The sequence below is a fragment of the Luteibacter flocculans genome (genome assembly GCF_023612255.1).
In the GTDB taxonomy this organism is placed as follows: domain Bacteria; phylum Pseudomonadota; class Gammaproteobacteria; order Xanthomonadales; family Rhodanobacteraceae; genus Luteibacter; species Luteibacter flocculans.
Genome location: NZ_CP063231.1, coordinates 2,364,256 through 2,383,294 on the forward strand (window position 1 = coordinate 2,364,256; position 19,039 = coordinate 2,383,294).

The window sequence follows — 19,039 nt, forward strand, 5'->3', positions numbered from 1 at the left end:
AGGAAAACTTCCCCAAGGCTCCGCAGCATGGTTCGACATGCTGGGAACGCTAATGTGCGAGGCCGCGTTACGCGCCGGCCTCGCCCCGGATGAGAACTGGTCGCTCGTGGAGCGATACACCGATGGCGCCACACTGCCGAACGGACGCGGTCAAGGCATCCGATTCGACATCGTCAACGGGTTGCCGTCGTACCGGATTGGGGTACACACAGACGAACATGCTGACGTGGTGATCGAGGTGAGCGCCGCCGTCGCCCGCGAACTCAATCTGCTTTACACGGATGATCCGGCGTATGGCGCAGCGCTCGATCGAGCGAAACAGACAGGCCAGATCGCCATGGAGGGCGACCTGTCGCGAATACCGGATTGGTTCACGGCAATACATGATCCGCTCGTGGATCGGACTGCGTAGGTCTCCTTAGATCGGGGACTACCGAACGTTAAGCACCACCAAGCCGATCCCAGCCAACATGGCCGCGATCGACCCCAGCATCATCCGGGTGCCATCGGGATTCCCCTCCCCGCGCAACCGCTTGATCATGGCCCACGCAGACGTCTCCGGCAGATGTGCTCTTGCATATCGAGAATAGATCCGCCAATTGGCGATGGATGAAGCCGCCAGGATGAAGATCAGCACCAGACGAAGTACGTGGTAGTTGGAAGCGGTCATGAACAGGTTCCCTCTGTTGGCGGTGAATGCCAATATTAGACGGCATCCGACGTTCGTTGGCCTTTCCGGGCGGTCTCGGGCTAAGTCATCTAGGGCACGGCGCATGGAGCGCACGCTGACCACGTATGCCAAAATCTCGCCGGCTTGCCGATGCAATTGCAGGATAAAGTCGGCCGATGCCCGATGGCCATCTGGGACACGACATGCCCCGCATGAAGAAGAAATCCGACCTGCCCCAGAAGGTCTGCGCTGGGTGCGGCCGGCCCTTCGTATGGCGCCGTAAGTGGGCGCGTGACTGGGACAACGTACGTTACTGCTCGGACCGCTGTAGAAGCGCAAAATATACATCGCCCTGATCGCCACCGGCCTCGCTCCGATAGCGCATCGATTCCACTACCAAGCTATCGTAACGTAGGTGCTGGAGTAGAGCGCCTGCATGATTCACCTGGGTCATTCCATCGTAGTCAGTGCTTGTATGGAGTCGCTATGTCGGATCTATCGCCACCCACGTCCCCCGTCGCTGTGTTTGCCCCCGAGGCGCCACCCCGACTAACCCCGAGCAACTATCCCGAGCCTTACGCTTCGATGATGGCTGGGCGAATCAAGCGCCCCCTGGGCGATCTTTTCGGCCTCCAGGGTTTCGGTGTGAACCACGTAACGTTACCGCCAGGTGCGATCTCCGCGTTGCACCATCGCCATTCGGTGCAGGACGAGTTCGTCTTTGTATTGACCGGCGAACTGACACTCGTGCATGACGCAGGAGAGACCACGCTCCACGCAGGATCGTGTTCCGGCTTTCCGAGTAACGGTACAGCACATCACTTAGTCAATCGGTCCGACACCGAAGCGATTTATCTTGAAGTAGGCGATCGACGGCCGGGCGATAGCGTGTCCTATCCAAACGACGATATCAAAGCTGTACGAACAGCCTCGGGATGGCAGTTTGAGCACAAGGACGGACGGCCGTACGGATAGGTCGATTATTGCGTTACCGCCCTTTGATGCTCGGTTCGGCTGGCATGGCGTCCGAAGCTTATGGCTCCCCCGATCGCACGCTTAGCGGCCCGTGCCGTCTTCGAGGGACGCTTAGCCCGTCGCAAGAGCTGCAAGCAGCGCCGCCTCATCCTCGGCGATGGCCGCCGCCTCATGAAGGAATGGATCATCATGCCGCTCGGCCCTGGTACGAATCGGACCGACGGGCCGCTCAAGCGCGGTCAAGCCGTCATCAGCCGCCGCCATCGCGTCGTCCTTGTCGCTCGATCCGGCAAGCGCTTGCGCGCGGCGACGGAGACCTTCCATCTTGCGCACGTCCGCCTCCCGTGTCGCTTTCCGCTCCGCAAGGTTCAATGACACCGTCGGCCTCTCGGAGATCTGCCGGTAAGCCTCAAGCCGCTCGACGGCAAGCTTCCACGCTGCGTCATCACCGACCCGGGCGTCATGCTCCTTCATCAGCACGGCCCGGATAGTTGCAAGACGCGGATCCTTGTCGAATGCAGTGGCCGCGATGCTCGACTGAGGTAGCGCATTCTTGTAGGTCGACTCGCCAAAATCCCGTTCCGAATAGGTCTGCGGGAAGACGATATCCGGGGTCACGCCTGAGAGTTGTGTGGTCGTTCCATTGATGCGGTAGAACTGGGCGATGGTCATTTTCAGTTCGCCCAGACCATCGGCATGGCCGATGCTGTCGAGGTCGACCAGCGTCTGGACCGTTCCCTTGCCGAAGGTCCGCTCCCCCACCACGATGGCGCGGCCACGGTCCTGAAGGTCGGCAGCCAAGATCTCCGACGCCGAGGCTGAGGCACGGTTTACCATCACGACCAAAGGACCGGTCCATGCGGCCGCGCCGTCCGCCTGTTGAACGTCAGGCGCGCCCTTTGCGTCCTTGACCTGAACCACGGGGCCCGGCCCGCAGAAAACGCCGCCCAGAGCGACCGCTTCCGAGAGGGAGCCGCCTCCGTTGTCCCGCAGGTCAAGGACGATCCCAGCGACGTTCTGGTCTCGGAAATCCTGAATGTGCGCAGCAACGTCCTTACTCACGCTCCGGTAGCTTCCTCCTCTCTTCTTCGCCTCGAAATCTTCGTAGAAGGACGGCACCGATAGCACGCCGATCCGGTGCGGTGCAGCGGGCGAGCCAATGTTGATGACACTGGCCTGGACCGCTTGATCCTCGATGCTGACGTGTTTGCGAACGAGTGTGACAAGACGACCTGCGGCATCACCCTTGCTTTCGTCTGGCAGTATTTCCAGACGCACTGTTGACCCGCTCTTGCCTCGAATGAGCGTGACCACCTCGTCTGTGCGCCATCCCGTCACATCTACCATTGGCCCGCTGGCCCCCTGCCCGACAGCTGCAATGCGGTCGCCTACGCCTATCCGGCCTGACGCCGACGCAGGGCCACCAGGAATGAGCTCCGTGACCTGCGTGTAAGCGTCGTGCTCGCGCAAGTAGGCGCCGATGCCCTCGAGCGACAGCGACATCTCCGTGTCGAACTGACGCGCTGCTGTCGGTGAAAAATAATCGGTGTGTGGGTCCATGGCCTGGGCATATGCCTCCATCAACATCTGGAAAGCATCCTCGGACGTGGTGTTCCGGGCTCGTGTCCCGAGGTTCTGATAACGGTGGCGTAGCGTTTCTCGAATGTCCGCGTCGGCCCGACCCGCGAGTTTCAGCCGCAGCCAGTCGTCCTTGACGCGCAGCGCCCATCGCGTGTGCAACTCCGTTGCCGATTTCGGCCTCGGGACGCCCTTGCTATCTACGGAAAACGACTCATGCGTTGAGAAATCCTGCTTCACGTCGAGCGCTGCTGCATCGAAGTCCGCTTTCTCAACCACCCGGTTGAGATAGACGTTGACCGGTGCGAACAACGGCACGAGGTCGCCCTCTGACAAATGCCGCCCGATGTCACTGCGAACGGTGGATAGATGCTCGATGTCCTCATCCGTGAAGACGATGCGCTCCGGGTCGAGCTCATCGATGAGCCCATCGAACACCTGTGCCGAGAGAGCGGCATCCATAGTGCGCGGATTGAGGTGATAACGCTGGAGGAAGGTCATCACCATCTGGCCGGACCTCACCTGGGAAGGCGTGGGCATGAGCAGGATGGGGCTGCTCGCAGGAAACGCCCGCGCCGCTGAGATCGGCAGGACAAAGAACAACAGGACATACAAAGGATGGCGGAACGACATGATGTATAGGACACCAGCAAGAAAGGAACGGACGCCCTATTTCGGATGCCCATAGGGAAGCAGGAAAGTGACAATCGGATTCACAGCTGCCCACGGCACAGTGTTGTGGGTTTCACCGTCGAAAATCTTGGATTCGAACGCCATATGGTGTTTATCAAAGAATGGCCGAACCTCGGCAGCGAAGTCGCGCAGATTGCCGACCATACGCACATACTTGATCTCGGCAGCAAGCTTGGATTGATCGACGGGCCAACGGGTCATTCCCGACGACACCTGTTCCTCCAGAGCTCCGCCCCCTAGAAAAAGGCTCACGGGCTTGGCGCCGTCGGTGATGGCTTTTTCAAATCCAGGGATTTCCTTGAACACGGCACGATCACTGCGCCAGAGCGATGGGCTCAGTGCGACATAGGACGTGAAGTAGCCCGGATGGACCAGCATGGTGTGCACCGCGACCTGGCCGCCGAGGGACCATCCAAGTAACGTTTCGTGAGCGGCATCCACATGCACCATCGCCCTCACCTTCGGCTTGATTTCATCCTGAATGGTCTGCATGAACTTCTCATAGCCACCAAACTTTGGATTGGGTCCAAGGTCAACAACCACCTTCTTTTCGTAGGCGGAAAGATCTGATGGCGTGAAGTCCAATGTGCGATCCGCGCTGTTGTCTCCGGGTCCGTCCTCGATCCCAACAACCACCGCCTGGGCGCGCTCCTGCGCTCCTCCTTGATTCCTGATGGCACCGGCAAAGGTGCCGAAGAGGTTTCCTCCGTCGAGAACGTAAATAGCCGGGTAGCCGGTCGCGGGTGGGGTGCCGTCTGGAATGTAGACCTTGATGCGATACGACTCGCCATTTTCCGCCGAAACGAAGTCAAAGCTGCGGGTGTGATCGATCGTCGCCTTGTCGGTCGGTTCCGGCGGTTCAGCGACCGGCGACGCCAACACGCACTCCAACGGAGCCGCGATCAGTAGAGCTACAAGGCCCAGCGTGTAACGTTTCATAAATACCTCAAAAGGGTCTGAAACTATATCCGAGCCAACGCCAGCGAGCCTGCAACGTCAGCGCGGCTCGATGTCAGGAGTGCTCGATGCACACCGGCTGCATATCATTATTTCGCCGGCCGTGATTGGTGAGCACCACCGCCGCTGCCAACATGGCCAAGAACGCAAGAACACTTCCCTCCGGTCCCACCTCACCGCCGGTCAACCAATCCGGACCGGCCGGAACAAACGTGAACAGATGTCCTTGCACACCGTATCCGCTCTCGGCCACACCAAAGAGAGGTGCGCTGCCGAAGTTCCATCCCGCGTGATACCCAATGGACCACCAGAGCGATCCGGTTCGAAACACAGCCCATGCGAGCAACATGCCCTGGAGGAAAAGCCTCAGTAGCCAGAGTTTGGTGACACCAGGATTGCCAAGATGGCTCAGCGCGAAAGCTGCGGCAGAACCCACGATGGCAAACGACTTGCCACCGAGACGCTCGAGTGTCGACAGAATCATTCCGCGATAGAGAACCTCTTCGGCCGCCGCGCCGACGACTGAACATCCGACCCAGCCAAGCGCCACAAGTAGCGCAAATGCGGTGCTCGACTGAACGTAATCGATGTATCCACATCGAAAAAATGCCAGCGTCACGATGATGGACCCCATCGCGCACGTGCCAGTGAGCAGACCGATAAAGAGCCAGCGGATGGCCCTCGGCCATTCCGCCCGCCAAGACCGCCAGTTACCCAGCAATCGTCGAACCGCGGCCAGCCCCAATAGATACCACGCGCAGCGGGCGGCAAGAAAAGCGGTGAAGGGAAGGAGAACGAACGCCTTACCCTTCCCCGTTTCAACAACGCCCCTGCCAACATGGAAAATACGGAGCACGAAGCCATTGACCGCCGGCTCAGTGAGATGCACGGCAGCGATAACGCACAGTGCAAGTGCACAAGGCACGAATCGGCGTGTGAGGTGTGCAAACCGCATAACTAATTCACTGAGGAACACAGTTGGATACAGGCACCGGATACACGTGCATGTACATGTGCGTGTGCATCGCAAACGGGGATCTGAGTTAGATTTGCCTGATCCACGCCGTCAGCTGCTCCGCCTGCAACATCTCCTCGACGGCGGCGGGCACAACATTGCGAAAGTGACCGGTGTCCGACGGGACAATCTCGATCATCCGCGCGACCATTTCCTTGGCATCCATATGCCCGAAAGGAGACGACAGCGCCGCGTCGAATTGCTCCCGTAGATCGGCGCGCCGCGTGATGTTCTTCTCTTCGTCGAGCCAGCGAAATGGTGTGTCCGCCATGGTCTCATTGAAGCCGGTGAAATAGGCGCCAGGGTTGATCGTCTGGACCTTGATGTTATGACCGGCCAATTCCTGATGAAGCCCCTCGGCAATGGCTTCAAGGGCGTGCTTGGTAGCCGCATAGACCCCCCAGTTCACGGGAGAGAAAAGCCCGCTCATCGATGAGGTGAAAACAATTTTTGCTCGCTTGCCTTGCTTGATCCACTGACGGACAAACGCCTGCGTGAGGCCAAGGGGGCGAAATACGTTCACCTCAAAGTTGAGCCGAATGAGATCCAGAGGTGTCTCAAACACCGGACCGGCTTCACCAATACCTGCGTTGTTCCAAAGCACATCGATATCAAAAGTCTGTGCATGGGCGACATCATAAGGATCAAGAAGATCAAGCTTCTCCACGCGGAGGTTTGACAGGCCCAGGCTCTTCGCCTTCTCCCGCAACGGGGTGACCTGCGGCGAGATTTGCACCGTCGCTATGACATCGTGACCGTTCTGGGCAAGGCCTAGCGCCGCCGCCTCGCCAAATCCCGAACCCGCGCCCGTGATCAATATTTTCTTCGACATGGAATTCCTAGGTATCGTCTGTTCGCGTTGTGCCTGGATGAGTCGGTAGACGTCTGTCTGGCCGACTCTCCACCAAATGTCTAACCATCAAAGAAGGCGTGCCGGATGCGGAGCTCGCCCGGGAGCCCGACAACGGGCTGCTTCGGATCTCCGCTCGGGCTGATCTCAGACCTGGACTTCCAGCAGGTTCATGCAGAACTTGTGCACAGCATCGACCATCTGTCCGAGACCGGGCTCTTCCAGGGGATAATGGCCAGCGCCTTCGAGAATCGTAACCTCGACAGGAACGCGCCCGATGCGCCGAAGAGTGAGCTCGCTCAGCTCCCACGGACTCCAGCGATCTTCCGCCGGCTGGGTAAGTAGAATCGGGCACACGTCGAAATCCTCCAACTCTATCGCCGGCTCATACGACATGTATGTTGAAAGGAATTTGAGAGACACCCACGCGCCCGCCGAGGTCCTGTCCGCGAGTAAAACCCGGAGTGCTTCGCGATCGTTGACCAGTGCCGACATCTTCCCCGCCATCGCCATGGGAAATTTCAAATTTCCCAAGCGCGTCCGGGCGAGAACGTGGACGAACGGGATGCCGACCCGCGCCGTCAGCAGATTCTTCGCCGTCTCGTCGCGTACTCGGGGCACACGCTGGTCGAGGAAGGTCATACCGACAATCCCCTTGACCCGCCTGTTCAAGGCCGCGACGTGATAGGTCTCCATCCCGCCCGCGCTGAGGCCATACAGCACCACGGGCCGGTCATCACGGGTAAGCTCTACATTCACGAGGTCACTGGCAATCTCAACCCAGTCTTGATACTGAATCGGGCTGCCCGAGCCAACACGCGTCATCCCGTAACCAGGCATGTCGATAGCGATGGTTTCGAGACCTCGTTTCGCCAGTGGAGCGCCCAGGATGGTCGACATCTGCCGTCCATTGGTCCCCACACCGTGCAGCAGGATCACCTTCAAGGGTGCCGTTGCGTTCCGGTAGCAGTCGAGGTGGACGTGATGTTGTCGCCAGGGCCACCACTCCTCCATCGGCTCCTGACCTGCGCTCAGCTGAAACGGGGTTGGCAGGAATGCCTGGATATCCCGCCAGTGCGGGCACGCGGCATAGCCGGCAAGGGTGTCGCGGTGTCGGTTCGAGGAATCAACTGGCGGCCGCACGACGCTAAATCCAACTTTTGTAAGATTTACTGAAACTAACTTATGTCGGATATCAAGTCAACAGACACGAAGAGCCAGAAGTCGCGCGTTCCTGTCCAGGAACGCTCAGCGGCAAGGGTTGCCAAAGTGCTGGAGGTGGCCGAACGGTTACTGGTGGAGGTCGGCACCGAAAAAATGTCCATCCCAGCGGTTGCCGAGGTGGCCGACGTCCCGAGGGCAGCCATCTACCCCTTCTTTCCAGACAAATACGCCATCTTTTCCCGCCTCGCCCAGCTCCATATGCAGCGAATGGGGGGCGAATTAGCGAGCTCGTCGGCCGAGCGTGCCCGCACCTGGCAGGAATGGGTGGAGATCGTCATCAAGACAAGCGCGAAGTATTACAACGCCAATCCGGCGGCCTGCGTCCTCCTTTTGCGCGGGTCGTTCACCGACGAAGATCATTCAGCGCATGCGGCAAAGAACGAGACGATCGCCGACCAACTGCGGCGAAAGGCTGAGAGCCTGGGAGAACTCCCTCAACTTCCGAGGAAACCTGACGCAGCGGCCATCGCGGTTGAGCTAGGGCTCGCCTGCATGAAATACGGCTACGCGCTGGAAAAGCGGATTTCGCCTGCCGTATGTCGTGAGGCTACACGAGCCGTCACTGCCTATCTGATGGCATGGGATGCGACGACGTCTTCCCGCTAGGCGAACATCAGAGTGACACATCCCGGATGTTGTCAGTCACTCCCTGCTAAGGCTGACGGGGGCGGATCACTTCTTCGCGCGATGAATGTAAGGCGTGGATGCGACTGCTATGCGCAGTGGCCATCGGCACAAGCTCGGGGCGCTGCTTTCGGCTACGCAAGACGTTCTAGGATTATGGAATCGGCCTCGCGCCCTCACGAGTAAAAGCCGATTCGCACGGCAGCGACTAGGCCTTCTTCAGAAAGCAGACCTTGAGCACCAGACCCTTGATCTTGTCCGAACTGCCTTCGATGTGTTCAGCGTCCCCGTCGACCAAACGGATGTTACGGATGACGGTGCCTTGCTTGAGGGGAATGGAAGAACCCTTCACCTTCAGATCCTTGATCACCACGACCGTATCGCCGTTACTGAGCACGTTCCCGTGAACGTCTCGCGTCACGGCGGCGTGCTCCGCGCCATCCGCCTGCTTCTGCGGCCACTCGTGCGCGCAATCGGCACAGATGTACAGATCCCCATCGGGATAGACGTTCTGCATGCCGCACTGCGGGCACGCGGAGGGAGTTGATGTGTTCACGACATTCTCTGTTGTTTTAGGAGAGGCTGGTTTGGGCTACCTGGCCGCCCTAAGGGGAGCAGGCACCAATGGGCGGGGTGGACGTACTCACGCGATTTCCCCCGTGTAGCGCCCCCTATTATACGATTCCTAACGACGCTCAGCCCCTTATGCCTTTGACCCTGCCCCGCCATCCCGTTCCATCTTCCTTTGTGGAAACGGACGTGCATCGTGTAGCGTCTGGAGCGAGAATCACCAAACGGGTGCATCGTGGCGGCTGCTGACAGAAAGATTGTGATTGTGTCCGGTGCGCCCGGCGCTGGGAAAACAACCCTGGCAGTTCCGCTTGCAGCACGACTTGGATTTCCCCTTTTCTCCAAAGACCTCATTAAAGAGACCTTGATCAACGTGTTTGGTGATGCGGGTGGGGACTTAGCGGCATCACGGAAGATGGGTGGTGCGTCGATGGAATTAATATGGGCACTGGCGCGATACGCGCCACAGGCCGTCCTAGAAGCCAACTTTAGACCCCGTAGCGACTATGAGCGATCCAGGCTCGCCGGCTTGGATGCCTCTATTATCGAGGTACATTGCGACTGCGGCGAGATGGAAGCCGCCCGTCGCTTCCGTAATCGCGCCGCTGCCAGCGGCCATCATGCCGCTCACCCACTGAAAGAAATGCTGCCGGAGATGCTCGCCGAGTACGATCAGGCGGTAGGGCTAGGGATCGTGATCACGGTAGATACGCGGGTTCCAACGAACATTCAGAGCATCGCGCAGGAGATTCTGCGTTCCTTCACTTGAAAGCCCGCTTCCCAAAATTCGTTTTCGAGGCGGAACCTCGATCCGAAGCCCGGAGCAGTATGCGACTCTTCTTTGCATCCGTCCTCATGGTTGGCGGACTTTACATCCTCATGGGGTGCGGATCATTGGCGGCGGTTCAAATCCGTCTCCACAGGCGGGAACTACTGTGATGCATCACTATTTGCCTCCAACTGCAGACTTCTGCTTTCGCAGTACCCGCGCCAGCTGCCTGTCATAGTAGTCAACGTTGTCGTGATCGTACTTGTCAGCGAGCGACCGGGCGTGGCGCGAGGCTTCAAGCGCTTCCGTCAACGAATCCTCACTCTGATAGGCCTCGGACAAACTATCAAAGGCCTCCGGTGAGTTCGGGTCGTCGGCAATGACGGCGTGGAGCATGACAAACGCCTCCTTCTTCCGACCGGCGTGCAGCGCGTCGAACGCGAGGGCATTGCGGACCGAGGCAGGCACGGAAATCTTCATGCCGAGTGTCGAAGACAGCCTGGCGTAATACGCCTCGACATCGGCGACTCCTTTCGACACTACAGCGTCCGGAACGGCATAGCCTGCAAAGAGCTGTCGCAGGGCATCTGCCTGAGCGGGAAGCGCAATACCCGTATGGGTTTCTTGCGGATAAGGACGATAAATGCTGCGAATGCCTTTGCTTGCCGCCCCCTTGAGAATGGCAGCCAGTGCCTGGTCGTCCTTCAAGGCATCACCGGAATCATCAGAACTGGCGAAGTAGACAAAATTCTTGATGTCTCGACGCTTTGGTATCGACTCCTGCAATGTACGCAGTGGCACGCGATGGTCCCAATCCAGGCTCGGACTGATGGCAATGATGCCTTGAAAAAGCGCAGGGTCTTCTGTCAGCACATAAAGTGCGAACTGGCCACCGGCGGAATGTCCGGATAAGGCTCGATATGGGCTTACGCGATACGTCGATGCAATGTGTGGAAGGAACTCGTCGGCCAGAAAAGAGCGAAAACGCGACGCGCCGCCGCCTCCTTCCCAAGCTTCCGCCCAATCCGTCTGCGTAAAGTCGCGAATGCGTACGGTGCTGACGATACCGACGACGATCACTTCGGGGATTTGACCATCGGCTGCAAGAAATGCCGCATCGGCAGCGGTATGTTGGAACTGGGTTTCACCATCCAGAACGTACACCACCGGGTAAGTCCGGTTTGGGGATCTCTCGTAAGAGGCAGGCAACATCACCTGATAGGTGCGGTCCTCATTTAGCTTGGCGGAATGAAAGGTCGCGGTGGTTCCAATGACGATGTCGCCGGCTGCTGCAGAGAACGCCATCAGCAGTCCCAATATGGGCGCCAGGATACGCACACCTCGAAGCCATGCCTTGCCCCACGGGAACTGCACCATCGAGGTTCTCCTTTTCGTGCAACCTTCAGGAAGCATCCATCGTAAATGATGGGAAGTCGAGCAGTTCTATCCGTGATCAGTGATCATCAGTGTAATCCGCTCCCATCCAATATGTTTTCCAGAAAACCCATTTCCCGGAAAGTAAAGAAAACCCCACTGTGTTACTCAATGTGATGATTGAGCACCGCCCCAATCGCCTACTTGATGACTTCAATCTTGCCGTCTATCGATGCGTCTTCTAGATCGAGCGCCGTATCACTACACATCCCGAGTCGGATCACATTGTCCTTGTCCGTGTCAGCGCGAAAGACGCCCGTCAGACGTACTTTCCTGCCATTGAACTCATCCTCCCGCGCGTCAAGTGATCTGCCATTGATCACAGAAAGACATGTGGCTCCCTTTTTCCATAAGCTATACCCCTTCTTCTGGGAAACGATGTAGCGCGACTACGGCCTCATGAGTATCCGACCGGTAACCGTGATCGTCTCTCCGTCGTAGTTTTCAGGGACGGTTTTGAGTTCGGAAATCGAAGGCTTGGGATAGTAGTTCGACATTGACAACAAGGCGAGGATGGCAAAAGTGATCATCGGTTGTCCTAGTGTGTCATAAATTTTTCCTGCTGCTGGCCGAGGACCCTTTGAAGATCATCGTGTTCGGTGCGCGTCATCTTTCCATCGAGCATGCGGACCTGCAACCGACCGTCCAACATCTCCCAAACGCCCTACGCCAGGCCATCTAGACCGTGGACCGGCCCCGCCCCCGACGCAAGATGAAGTGAATAAAACGCCATGAACCAGCCCAATTCGGTGCTCCCGTCGTTCCACGATGGGTTTCTCGACGGCTTCCTCGCAAGGGGTGATGAGGTCAGGGTGTTTGTGCGAGCGGATCAGGGCGCGCCCTTCACCCTGATCCTTATGGGCGTGAAACGCTTCAATGTCGAGCGCTTCGCCGAGGGAAACATCATTCTGGAATGTGGGATGTCGAAGAACCCGGAAGTCCCGATGGACATCTGACCTGCGCCACGCATCACTACGGCATCCCGGCATGGTGCGGCGATCCCGACAACCCGCCCGAGTTCGAGACGCAGCGCGCCTACCTCAAACGGCACGGCCTACTGCTGCCGGAAGAGCGTCGGAAGATCGACGAGCCCTTCCTGCATCCGCTGCGCATTGAGGCGGCCACGAAGTGGAAGTGAGTCGCCGGGATGGTGAGGGGAAATCAAGGAGGCGTATTCGTTTGACTCTGCGCATTTGCGCTGAGCGGAACAGTTACCTTGGCTTCGTATCGCCCATCTGGAAGTTTTTTGTAGATAATCTTTCCCTTGTTCAGATAGGTGTGCGCAATAACTCTTTCCCAAGAGCCCCCATAGAGAAGCAACGTTCCGCGCTCACTGGGGTTATGAATAATTGGCGTAGGAACTAGCTCAAATCCTGACGACAGGTAAGGACTGATGAGCGGCGATGATTCAAACCCACCACCAGAGTCGATATCTTTCGCATCCAAATAAAACGTCAGGCTTCCTCCGCTAGATACAAAAAGCTTGTATTGATCCTCTGTAACACCCGTGATCGCCATTTTTAATCCTCGTAAAAGAGAATGACGCCTAAATTAATGTGTGGATGGATACATAAATCATTCTTGGTCATGACTTATCTCCACCTCCCCCAAATCAATATCAATATAGCTGTCCGTTAACTCAATATCCTGAAATTCTAGATTAATTGCATCATCGTCGTTCTCTATCGAAAAGCTAAGCAGGGATTCAAGCTCAAGATCATCATCTCTTGAAACGTCCTCGACGCTGAGCGGGACATAATCTTTGTCAATAGAATCGTATACGCTAAGTTGCACACTTGCTTCAAAGCGTACGCGCACGTGAACTATCCACCGCACAACAAATTCTTGCCCGTCGCTCCTGACTATCTCTAGATCGTCTGGATCAAGGCTGCCCAGGTCAACATCCAATACCCTTGAGTCGAGTACATCAGCCTCAGCGTAATGATAGCTATCGACATTGGCATTAATAGCCATGCTATTAATACGTTCATTCAACCGAATCTTTATGCTGTCGATCTCAGGTCCCTTTATTGCAGCAACGGCTTTCTTGAGAAGAATTGGATCAGCAATCTGTATTGCCACCAATAGATCACCTAACCTTGGGCCTGCATGAATGCGCTCATTATCTTTTGCAAAGTTTGCCCATCCGTCGTCGTTGGATATAACAACGACCTGAGTATCTTCACTTTCAGCCCAGCGTTCTATGGCGCTAAGTGAAAATGCGTCTGGAAACTCACTTTTCTTTTTAGACTCAAATGGGGCAATAGCTTTGAAGTAGCTATCGAAAACTTGATTCGTATCCGCATACTCGCCTACGGGTAGGATGCAGGCATCGATGTCATCTACATGTCGTTGGAGACGATCATTGGCCAACTTCTTAAAGTCTTGCTCGGGGACTTGGAGCTTGGCCTCAGCGTCCTCAGCGATCAGTCCAAAATTGCCGGCAGCTCGCATAGCCTTGCGGAGTGCTGAATGTATTTCAGGAAGTTTTTCACTCATATGAGACAAAATCTCTCGCTCGATTACATCAGGCAAGAGCACCTGAATCCCCGCCGCTGGGAGATTTTTCATTTCGCCTAGCAGTCCTCTGTGGAACGCGAAATGCTGGGCTTCATACACACTCGTGTCTACACAAACGGCTTTTATCTCGCCCTTGTGGATTTTTGATTGAAGCTCATCTCTTTCGATGATGGCCATATCTTACGGCCGACCTACGTTATTGCCGAATTTGATCGCCTCGCCCTCAACGACGACATGCCGGTCATTGTTGCTTCGATCAGCGCGCACGATTACCGCGTCAGCGCCAATCTCCGCGCCGGCAGCTCGTGGCTGTGGAATCGCGTCACTGACGGTCGGGTCAGTCCAACCGGGCTTGTAACGCTTAGCCGAGACGATGCCGATGGAGGTGTACGCGCGCTGCGGCGGCGAGTAGAGAATCTGCACCTGGCTCGCATTCGTCGGCGCGTAGGGCGTCGGCAAGTTACTGTGCGCCTGATACGTGCTGCACCCGGCAAGCGCGCACACGAGCGCGATGCTCATGAGGATCTTCATGACAGTTCCCCTGTCGTCCCATCCGGGGGACGCTCCGGCACAGTATCGAACGATCGCGCGCCGTCCGCCAGTCCGGCCCTTCCTACGCGGCGCTGCGCGTATCCCGTGCAGGCGTTTGCAGGAGCGCGTCGCGCGGACAGACCGATACCTTCCCTTGCCCGGACGGCCCTACAGGGCCGAGGCGGCGAACGCCTAACACACACGCTCGTCCGTAGCCGTTCGGTCGCAATCGGAATACAACGTAGGGACGTTCGTAGGGACGAAAAATCGTGATCAACAAAAAAGCACCTAGCTTCATAGGATTATTTGCATTTCTGACGGAGATAGTGAGAGACGGTTTTGCCGCCCTGCCCCCAACGCCTCCAGGCCCCTCATCGGTGGGCCGGATTGTGGCCTCGACGTTTGAAGAATCGACGGGATAACGGCAGGCCAATCCGTGAAGGTCAGCGCCGACTGACAAGGGCGTTTTCTTGTCTGGCGGTGGGACCGAACTTCCTTACTGGACAGCGCTGGTGATGCTGCCCGTGGTTACCACGTCAACCACAGCCGGTGGTGTTACGAAACCCGATGGTCAAGGTTGGGGAAACGGTGACCGAGTAGTCCAAGGGTCAGTCCCGGCTCCGCGCTCCGGTCTCATCAATCAAGTACATCGCGTGGACGGTCAACCGTCTTTTTCCGCATTCGACGTAGGCAGTACCGTGATAGCTCACCTGCGATGCCTCGACACCAAGGATGTCAGCATAGTTGACAGTGCCGTACGGCCGTGACGCCCGCCAGTCCCTCATCATCCTGGCGTGCTTTTCCGAGAACCGGATGCCCCTTCGATCGACAGCACAACGGACAACCGACAACGGTTGGTTATTACGACGCGAAGTTGGATCGCCCGGTGAACGAGCAGCCGTCATCCAGGCGTTAGAGGCCCATGCGCTGATTGTTGTAGATCAGGGGTCGGTGATCGTCACCGACAAGGGCTTTGACTACCTTACGTGGCAAGGGCCACTACCGCAAAGTTGACGTCAGTGCTCGCTCCGCTCCTACCACCGCAAAAACAGGAGGAAAGGAATTGTGTCGAAGGGCATCGAAGATCAACGCGCGACCGTCGGGGTTCGACTCGGAGAAACCTTGGCGATCGCTGCCATTCGTTATCGGATCGCTCACAATCCTCCTCCTCGAAGAAGATCGCCGCCGTTACATCGCGCCACGTGCCTTGGCCCGACATCATGGGCTGTCGCTACGTTCGCCCTCGGCCGAACATTCCGCCCGCCTTGTCCATATTCAACAACTTCGAGTGAACCTGTGCGACCTCGGCAACGATCGGCTCAATGTCGTAGATCTTGTCTAGAAGTTGGAACCTTGCTGTGTCAACGTAGTAAGCCCGAAAGATATGTGTCGGAACGCCGTTCGGCGTCGGTGTCGGGCCTATGTACTCGGGAAAGATCTCGCCGACAATGTCTTCGGCAAGGTAGTCATCGAGTTTCTCATCGAAGTGCTCCACGGAATTCCGAAGATCCCTATCTCGCAGCGGATTTTCGTCCGTGATTTGGAGAGCCCCTCGCAGTTCAGCCCCGCGCCAACGATGGTTCGGGTTGGCCGCCCACAGGTATCGCGACAGTGCCCCCGCGTGGACAATCATGTTTTGCAGTTCTGCAAGGAAGCGCGTTCCGTAAAGGGCCCCATACGGGTCTTCTGGACTGTTTTTCTGCGCGGTGGCCAGCATCGCATTAAACAGCCCGAGCGACTGGACGGCGGAGGTCGTGTTGAACAACATGCTCTGGATATAGAACGCTTGATGAGGAGGGTGGATTTCCTTATCTCGTGGTTCGCACATATTTATTCACTCCGTTGTGGACCAGGGTCTTGGCGGAATTGAGACTGGCATTTATAAGAACTGCTGCCGCTTCCCGGGCCAACTATCACTCTCCATCGCGTGCGCGAGATCCACCGGACCCAGCCGGCGGACCGAGGATGCAGCGATGAACTGGGCAGCCAGGGCAAGCCTGACGACAGTGAAGCGCGTCGCCCCCTCCGCCTTATACCGACTATCCACGTAATCCGGAAACCGCTGAATAACCTCGGCGATCAGACCGTCATCGCGATGAGGCTTCACCTTTGCCAAAGCCACCGACAACACCGAAAGGTGATGTTTGAAGGCATATTTTTCGCCCAGGTAAGTCAATGCCCCTTTCAGCGACAACTCAGCGGTGAGGCATATGGGTTGCAGCACACTATCCACGCTGGGCGTCGTAGGCAGGATCGTGCCGACGTCGGAGAGGTTCGAGGCCGCCATGTGCCAGAGATCTGCGGCACCAGTGTTGGACGGGGCCAACGCCTCCACACCATTAGCGAAGTCGTGTAGGTCAGCGAAGGCCAGAGCGGTTCCCGCAGCGATCTGCGGGTTCTCCTGGCACCACGACCACCAAGAGGTTTCGTCTTTGAACCCCACGGCCAGCCATGGCGTCGCCGTCGGCGATCCGATGGGCACACCCAATGTCACCTTTCGCGCTTGGTCTCCCGATACGACCACTCCAATCCCCATTCCCGGCCAGGTCTCATCCACATGGGGGAATAGCGCCCTATAGGCCTCGGTGATTTTCTTAACCTCGGGATTGGCAAACACGCCCATCGAGAAGTCGCCGCCAAGCAACTCGACCGCAGCCCTTAGGGGCCGGGCGTGGGGCTTCACGCCCGCCTTGGCATATTCAAGGTCGAGGGCACGTAGATCGGCACTGGTCCACATGGATTTCATGACGTGTTCTTGCTCTCCACGTGTAACGTCGGAATTGCGGCATACGGCGCCATCTGGTCGCGAAGCGCGCTTAGGCCGTATGGCTCCACGCCCAGCCCCGAGCACAGAACGGGGGAAGACTTGGCGGAGAGAGTGGGATTCGAACCCACGGTAGGCTTACACCTACGGCAGTTTTCAAGACTGCTGCCTTAAACCACTCGGCCATCTCTCCGTATTGTCTTCGGCGCGTTGCGCGCCTGATTTAAACGCATGCTCCGATCACCGACAAGGTGGCTCGGACGCCGAGTGGGATTGTTCGCCGCTTCGCAACGAATCCCTCCCGATGGTCGGGACCGCCCTCCGGGCGTCCTGCGGCGGCTGCGCCGCCTTGTCGAACCCGCGGTAGGCTTGCACCTACGGCAGTTTTCAAGACTGCTGCCTTAAACCACTCGGCCATCTCTCCGTTGTGTTTTGCACCGGCTGGGCATTGCACCCTTGCCGGTTTGCAGCCTCGCACGCGTCGGGGATGGTCCCCCGGCGCGTGATTGTACCCTGCCCTCGCCCTCAGGCGATGGCTTCGATGCCGGCCATGTACGGACGCAGGACCTCAGGGACTTCGATGGAGCCGTCGGGCTGCTGGAAGTTCTCCATCACCGCGACCAGGGTGCGGCCCACGGCGAGGCCGGAGCCGTTGAGGGTGTGGACCAGTTCCGGCTTGCCCGTGGCCGGGTTGCGCCAGCGGGCTTGCATGCGGCGGGCCTGGAAGTCGGTGCAGTTGGAGCAGCTGCTGATCTCGCGATAGGTGTTCTGGCTGGGCAGCCAGACCTCCAGGTCGTAGGTCTTGGCAGCGGCAAAGCCCATGTCGCCGGTGCAGAGCTGCACCTTGCGATAGGGCAGTTTCAGCGCCTGCAGCACGGCCTCGGCGTGACCGACCATTTCCTCGAGCTGCTGGAAGCTGGTCTCCGCCGTGGCGATCTGCACCATTTCGACCTTCTCGAACTGATGCTGGCGGATCATGCCGCGCGTATCGCGGCCATAGCTGCCGGCTTCCGCGCGGAAGCACATCGAGTGCGCGGTCATGCGCATGGGCAACGCGTCCGCTTCCACGATGCTGTCGCGCACGAGGTTGGTCAGCGCCACCTCGGCGGTAGGAATCAGGTAACGCCGGGTGTCGCCCACCTGCGTGGCAAACAGGTCTTCCTCGAACTTCGGCAGTTGGCTCGTGCCTTCCATCGCATCGGCATTCACGATGAGCGGCACGTTGTGTTCGAGGTAGCCGTGCTGCGTGGTGTGCATGTCCAACATGAACTGCGCGAGCGCGCGATGCAGATGGGCGAGCTGGCCGCGCAGGACCGTAAAGCGTGCGCCGGACAGCTTCGAACCCGCTTCGGCGTCGAGCCAGCCATGCCGTGCACCGAGGTCCACATGGTCCTTGACCGGGAAGTCGAACGGACGCGGATGGCCCCAGCGGAGAATCTCGGCGTTGTCGTTCTCGTCCTTGCCGATGGGCACGGACGCATCGGGCAGATTCGGGATGCCGAGCGCGATGTCGGCCAGCTTGGCCTGCACCTCGGCCAGCGCGTGCTCGTTGGCTTTCAGCTTGTCGCCGATGCCAGCCACTTCCGCCATCAGCGGCGCCACGTCCTCACCCTTGGCCTTGGCCTGGCCGATGGCCTTGGAGCGGGTATTGCGCAGGTTCTGCAGTTCCTGCGTCTCGGTGGACAGCGCCTTGCGCTCGGATTCGAGGCGCTCGATCGTGCTCACGTCGAGTTCGAAGTTCCGGGCGGCGCGAAGGCGCTCTGCCGTTTCGGCGAGGCGGCCGCGCAGGAGGGCGGGATCCAGCATCTTCTTGGCTTCCGTGGGTGGCGAACGGGGGATTATCGCAAATTCGGGGGCGTGCGTCG

Annotated in this window: 21 protein-coding genes and 1 tRNA gene; 7 read left to right on the forward strand and 15 right to left on the reverse strand. The window is 58.2% G+C overall.

The annotated features are described in order from the left end of the window. The first annotated feature begins 52 nt into the window (after positions 1-52). A complete protein-coding gene (locus IM816_RS10020; RefSeq protein WP_250337964.1) occupies positions 53-412 on the forward strand; it encodes a hypothetical protein in 360 nt (119 codons plus the stop codon). Positions 413-430: 18 nt separating this feature from the next. On the opposite strand, the gene IM816_RS10025 is transcribed toward IM816_RS10020, so the two are convergent. Then, on the reverse strand, positions 431-670 hold the full coding sequence (locus IM816_RS10025) for a hypothetical protein (RefSeq protein ID WP_250337965.1): 240 nt from the start codon (positions 668-670) through the stop codon (positions 431-433). Between the two features lie 212 nt (positions 671-882). On the opposite strand from IM816_RS10025, the gene IM816_RS10030 reads away from it, so the two are divergent. Further along, positions 883-1,026, forward strand: coding sequence for a DUF2256 domain-containing protein (locus IM816_RS10030; RefSeq protein ID WP_250337966.1), 144 nt, complete (start codon positions 883-885; stop codon positions 1,024-1,026). A 232-nt stretch (positions 1,027-1,258) separates the two neighbouring features. Beyond that, the gene (locus IM816_RS10035) at positions 1,259-1,645 is read left to right on the forward strand and encodes a cupin domain-containing protein (RefSeq protein WP_305884080.1); all 387 of its coding nucleotides are present in this window, start codon (positions 1,259-1,261) and stop codon (positions 1,643-1,645) included. A gap of 111 nt (positions 1,646-1,756) precedes the next feature. Here IM816_RS10035 and IM816_RS10040 read toward each other — a convergent pair whose 3' ends face one another. The 5 genes from IM816_RS10040 to IM816_RS10060 all read right to left on the reverse strand — a co-directional run bounded on the left by IM816_RS10040 (position 1,757) and on the right by IM816_RS10060 (position 7,881). Beyond that, positions 1,757-3,856 carry a carboxy terminal-processing peptidase gene (locus tag IM816_RS10040; RefSeq protein WP_250337968.1) on the reverse strand — a complete coding sequence of 700 codons (2,100 nt, stop codon included), beginning with the start codon at positions 3,854-3,856 and terminating at the stop codon, positions 1,757-1,759. Positions 3,857-3,892: 36 nt separating this feature from the next. Continuing rightward, the gene (locus tag IM816_RS10045; protein ID WP_250337969.1) at positions 3,893-4,855 is read right to left on the reverse strand and encodes an alpha/beta hydrolase; all 963 of its coding nucleotides are present in this window, start codon (positions 4,853-4,855) and stop codon (positions 3,893-3,895) included. Between the two features lie 73 nt (positions 4,856-4,928). Next, positions 4,929-5,762: a CPBP family intramembrane glutamic endopeptidase gene (locus tag IM816_RS10050; RefSeq protein WP_250337970.1), complete on the reverse strand. Its 834-nt coding sequence runs from the start codon at positions 5,760-5,762 to the stop codon at positions 4,929-4,931. A gap of 154 nt (positions 5,763-5,916) precedes the next feature. Continuing rightward, positions 5,917-6,720: an SDR family oxidoreductase gene (locus IM816_RS10055; RefSeq protein ID WP_250337971.1), complete on the reverse strand. Its 804-nt coding sequence runs from the start codon at positions 6,718-6,720 to the stop codon at positions 5,917-5,919. Between the two features lie 165 nt (positions 6,721-6,885). Further along, positions 6,886-7,881, reverse strand: coding sequence for an alpha/beta hydrolase (locus IM816_RS10060; RefSeq protein ID WP_250337972.1), 996 nt, complete (start codon positions 7,879-7,881; stop codon positions 6,886-6,888). Positions 7,882-7,923: 42 nt separating this feature from the next. Between IM816_RS10060 and IM816_RS10065 the strand changes: the two genes are divergently transcribed. Then, the gene (locus tag IM816_RS10065) at positions 7,924-8,568 is read left to right on the forward strand and encodes a TetR/AcrR family transcriptional regulator (protein ID WP_250337973.1); all 645 of its coding nucleotides are present in this window, start codon (positions 7,924-7,926) and stop codon (positions 8,566-8,568) included. A gap of 226 nt (positions 8,569-8,794) precedes the next feature. Here IM816_RS10065 and IM816_RS10070 read toward each other — a convergent pair whose 3' ends face one another. Further along, positions 8,795-9,142, reverse strand: a complete 348-nt coding sequence (locus tag IM816_RS10070) for a zinc ribbon domain-containing protein YjdM (RefSeq protein WP_256470154.1) — start codon at positions 9,140-9,142, stop codon at positions 8,795-8,797. Between the two features lie 249 nt (positions 9,143-9,391). Here IM816_RS10070 and IM816_RS10075 point away from each other — a divergent pair, with 249 nt between their 5' ends. Continuing rightward, positions 9,392-9,925 carry a P-loop nucleotide/nucleoside kinase family protein gene (locus tag IM816_RS10075; RefSeq protein WP_250337974.1) on the forward strand — a complete coding sequence of 178 codons (534 nt, stop codon included), beginning with the start codon at positions 9,392-9,394 and terminating at the stop codon, positions 9,923-9,925. Positions 9,926-10,102: 177 nt separating this feature from the next. On the opposite strand, the gene IM816_RS10080 is transcribed toward IM816_RS10075, so the two are convergent. Beyond that, entirely contained in the window at positions 10,103-11,302 is a 1,200-nt protein-coding gene (locus IM816_RS10080) for an alpha/beta hydrolase-fold protein (protein WP_250337975.1), read from the reverse strand. 788 nt (positions 11,303-12,090) lie between these two features. Between IM816_RS10080 and IM816_RS10085 the strand changes: the two genes are divergently transcribed. Beyond that, positions 12,091-12,315, forward strand: coding sequence for a hypothetical protein (locus tag IM816_RS10085; protein ID WP_250337976.1), 225 nt, complete (start codon positions 12,091-12,093; stop codon positions 12,313-12,315). Next, the gene (locus IM816_RS10090; RefSeq protein WP_250337977.1) at positions 12,273-12,497 is read left to right on the forward strand and encodes a hypothetical protein; all 225 of its coding nucleotides are present in this window, start codon (positions 12,273-12,275) and stop codon (positions 12,495-12,497) included. The genes IM816_RS10085 and IM816_RS10090 overlap by 43 nt, the downstream gene beginning before the upstream one ends. Positions 12,498-12,520: 23 nt before the next feature. Here the strand turns inward: IM816_RS10090 and IM816_RS10095 are convergent, their stop codons facing one another. From IM816_RS10095 to serS, 7 genes are all read right to left on the reverse strand, one after another. Next, a complete protein-coding gene (locus tag IM816_RS10095) occupies positions 12,521-12,877 on the reverse strand; it encodes a hypothetical protein (RefSeq protein ID WP_250337978.1) in 357 nt (118 codons plus the stop codon). Between the two features lie 57 nt (positions 12,878-12,934). Continuing rightward, positions 12,935-14,056: a PIN domain-containing protein gene (locus IM816_RS10100; RefSeq protein ID WP_250337979.1), complete on the reverse strand. Its 1,122-nt coding sequence runs from the start codon at positions 14,054-14,056 to the stop codon at positions 12,935-12,937. A 3-nt stretch (positions 14,057-14,059) separates the two neighbouring features. Continuing rightward, on the reverse strand, positions 14,060-14,410 hold the full coding sequence (locus tag IM816_RS10105) for a hypothetical protein (RefSeq protein ID WP_250337980.1): 351 nt from the start codon (positions 14,408-14,410) through the stop codon (positions 14,060-14,062). A 1,231-nt stretch (positions 14,411-15,641) separates the two neighbouring features. Continuing rightward, positions 15,642-16,238, reverse strand: coding sequence for a hypothetical protein (locus tag IM816_RS10110; RefSeq protein WP_250337981.1), 597 nt, complete (start codon positions 16,236-16,238; stop codon positions 15,642-15,644). 51 nt (positions 16,239-16,289) lie between these two features. Then, positions 16,290-17,156, reverse strand: coding sequence for a HEPN domain-containing protein (locus IM816_RS10115; RefSeq protein WP_250337982.1), 867 nt, complete (start codon positions 17,154-17,156; stop codon positions 16,290-16,292). A 121-nt stretch (positions 17,157-17,277) separates the two neighbouring features. After that, a tRNA-Ser gene (locus IM816_RS10120) sits at positions 17,278-17,367 on the reverse strand. A 332-nt stretch (positions 17,368-17,699) separates the two neighbouring features. Continuing rightward, positions 17,700-18,980 (reverse strand): serine--tRNA ligase, encoded by a 1,281-nt coding sequence (serS, locus tag IM816_RS10125; protein ID WP_250337983.1) that lies wholly within the window; start codon positions 18,978-18,980, stop codon positions 17,700-17,702. Between the last annotated feature and the right edge of the window lie 59 nt (positions 18,981-19,039).

Bases quoted from the DNA above. Each gene is read 5' to 3' on its own strand.
- IM816_RS10030 (WP_250337966.1), top strand. From the start codon at position 883: ATGAAGAAGAAATCCGACCTGCCCCAGAAGGTCTGCGCTGGGTGCGGC.
- IM816_RS10040 (WP_250337968.1), bottom strand. From the start codon at position 3,856: ATGTCGTTCCGCCATCCTTTGTATGTCCTGTTGTTCTTTGTCCTGCCG.
- IM816_RS10090 (WP_250337977.1), top strand. From the start codon at position 12,273: ATGTGGGATGTCGAAGAACCCGGAAGTCCCGATGGACATCTGACCTGC.
- serS (WP_250337983.1), bottom strand. From the start codon at position 18,980: ATGCTGGATCCCGCCCTCCTGCGCGGCCGCCTCGCCGAAACGGCAGAG.
- IM816_RS10115 (WP_250337982.1), bottom strand. From the start codon at position 17,156: ATGAAATCCATGTGGACCAGTGCCGATCTACGTGCCCTCGACCTTGAA.
- IM816_RS10045 (WP_250337969.1), bottom strand. From the start codon at position 4,855: ATGAAACGTTACACGCTGGGCCTTGTAGCTCTACTGATCGCGGCTCCG.
- IM816_RS10035 (WP_305884080.1), top strand. From the start codon at position 1,259: ATGGCTGGGCGAATCAAGCGCCCCCTGGGCGATCTTTTCGGCCTCCAG.
- IM816_RS10055 (WP_250337971.1), bottom strand. From the start codon at position 6,720: ATGTCGAAGAAAATATTGATCACGGGCGCGGGTTCGGGATTTGGCGAG.
- IM816_RS10065 (WP_250337973.1), top strand. From the start codon at position 7,924: ATGTCGGATATCAAGTCAACAGACACGAAGAGCCAGAAGTCGCGCGTT.
- IM816_RS10095 (WP_250337978.1), bottom strand. From the start codon at position 12,877: ATGGCGATCACGGGTGTTACAGAGGATCAATACAAGCTTTTTGTATCT.
- IM816_RS10025 (WP_250337965.1), bottom strand. From the start codon at position 670: ATGACCGCTTCCAACTACCACGTACTTCGTCTGGTGCTGATCTTCATC.
- IM816_RS10020 (WP_250337964.1), top strand. From the start codon at position 53: ATGTGCGAGGCCGCGTTACGCGCCGGCCTCGCCCCGGATGAGAACTGG.
- IM816_RS10105 (WP_250337980.1), bottom strand. From the start codon at position 14,410: ATGAAGATCCTCATGAGCATCGCGCTCGTGTGCGCGCTTGCCGGGTGC.
- IM816_RS10100 (WP_250337979.1), bottom strand. From the start codon at position 14,056: ATGGCCATCATCGAAAGAGATGAGCTTCAATCAAAAATCCACAAGGGC.
- IM816_RS10110 (WP_250337981.1), bottom strand. From the start codon at position 16,238: ATGTGCGAACCACGAGATAAGGAAATCCACCCTCCTCATCAAGCGTTC.
- IM816_RS10080 (WP_250337975.1), bottom strand. From the start codon at position 11,302: ATGGTGCAGTTCCCGTGGGGCAAGGCATGGCTTCGAGGTGTGCGTATC.
- IM816_RS10085 (WP_250337976.1), top strand. From the start codon at position 12,091: ATGAACCAGCCCAATTCGGTGCTCCCGTCGTTCCACGATGGGTTTCTC.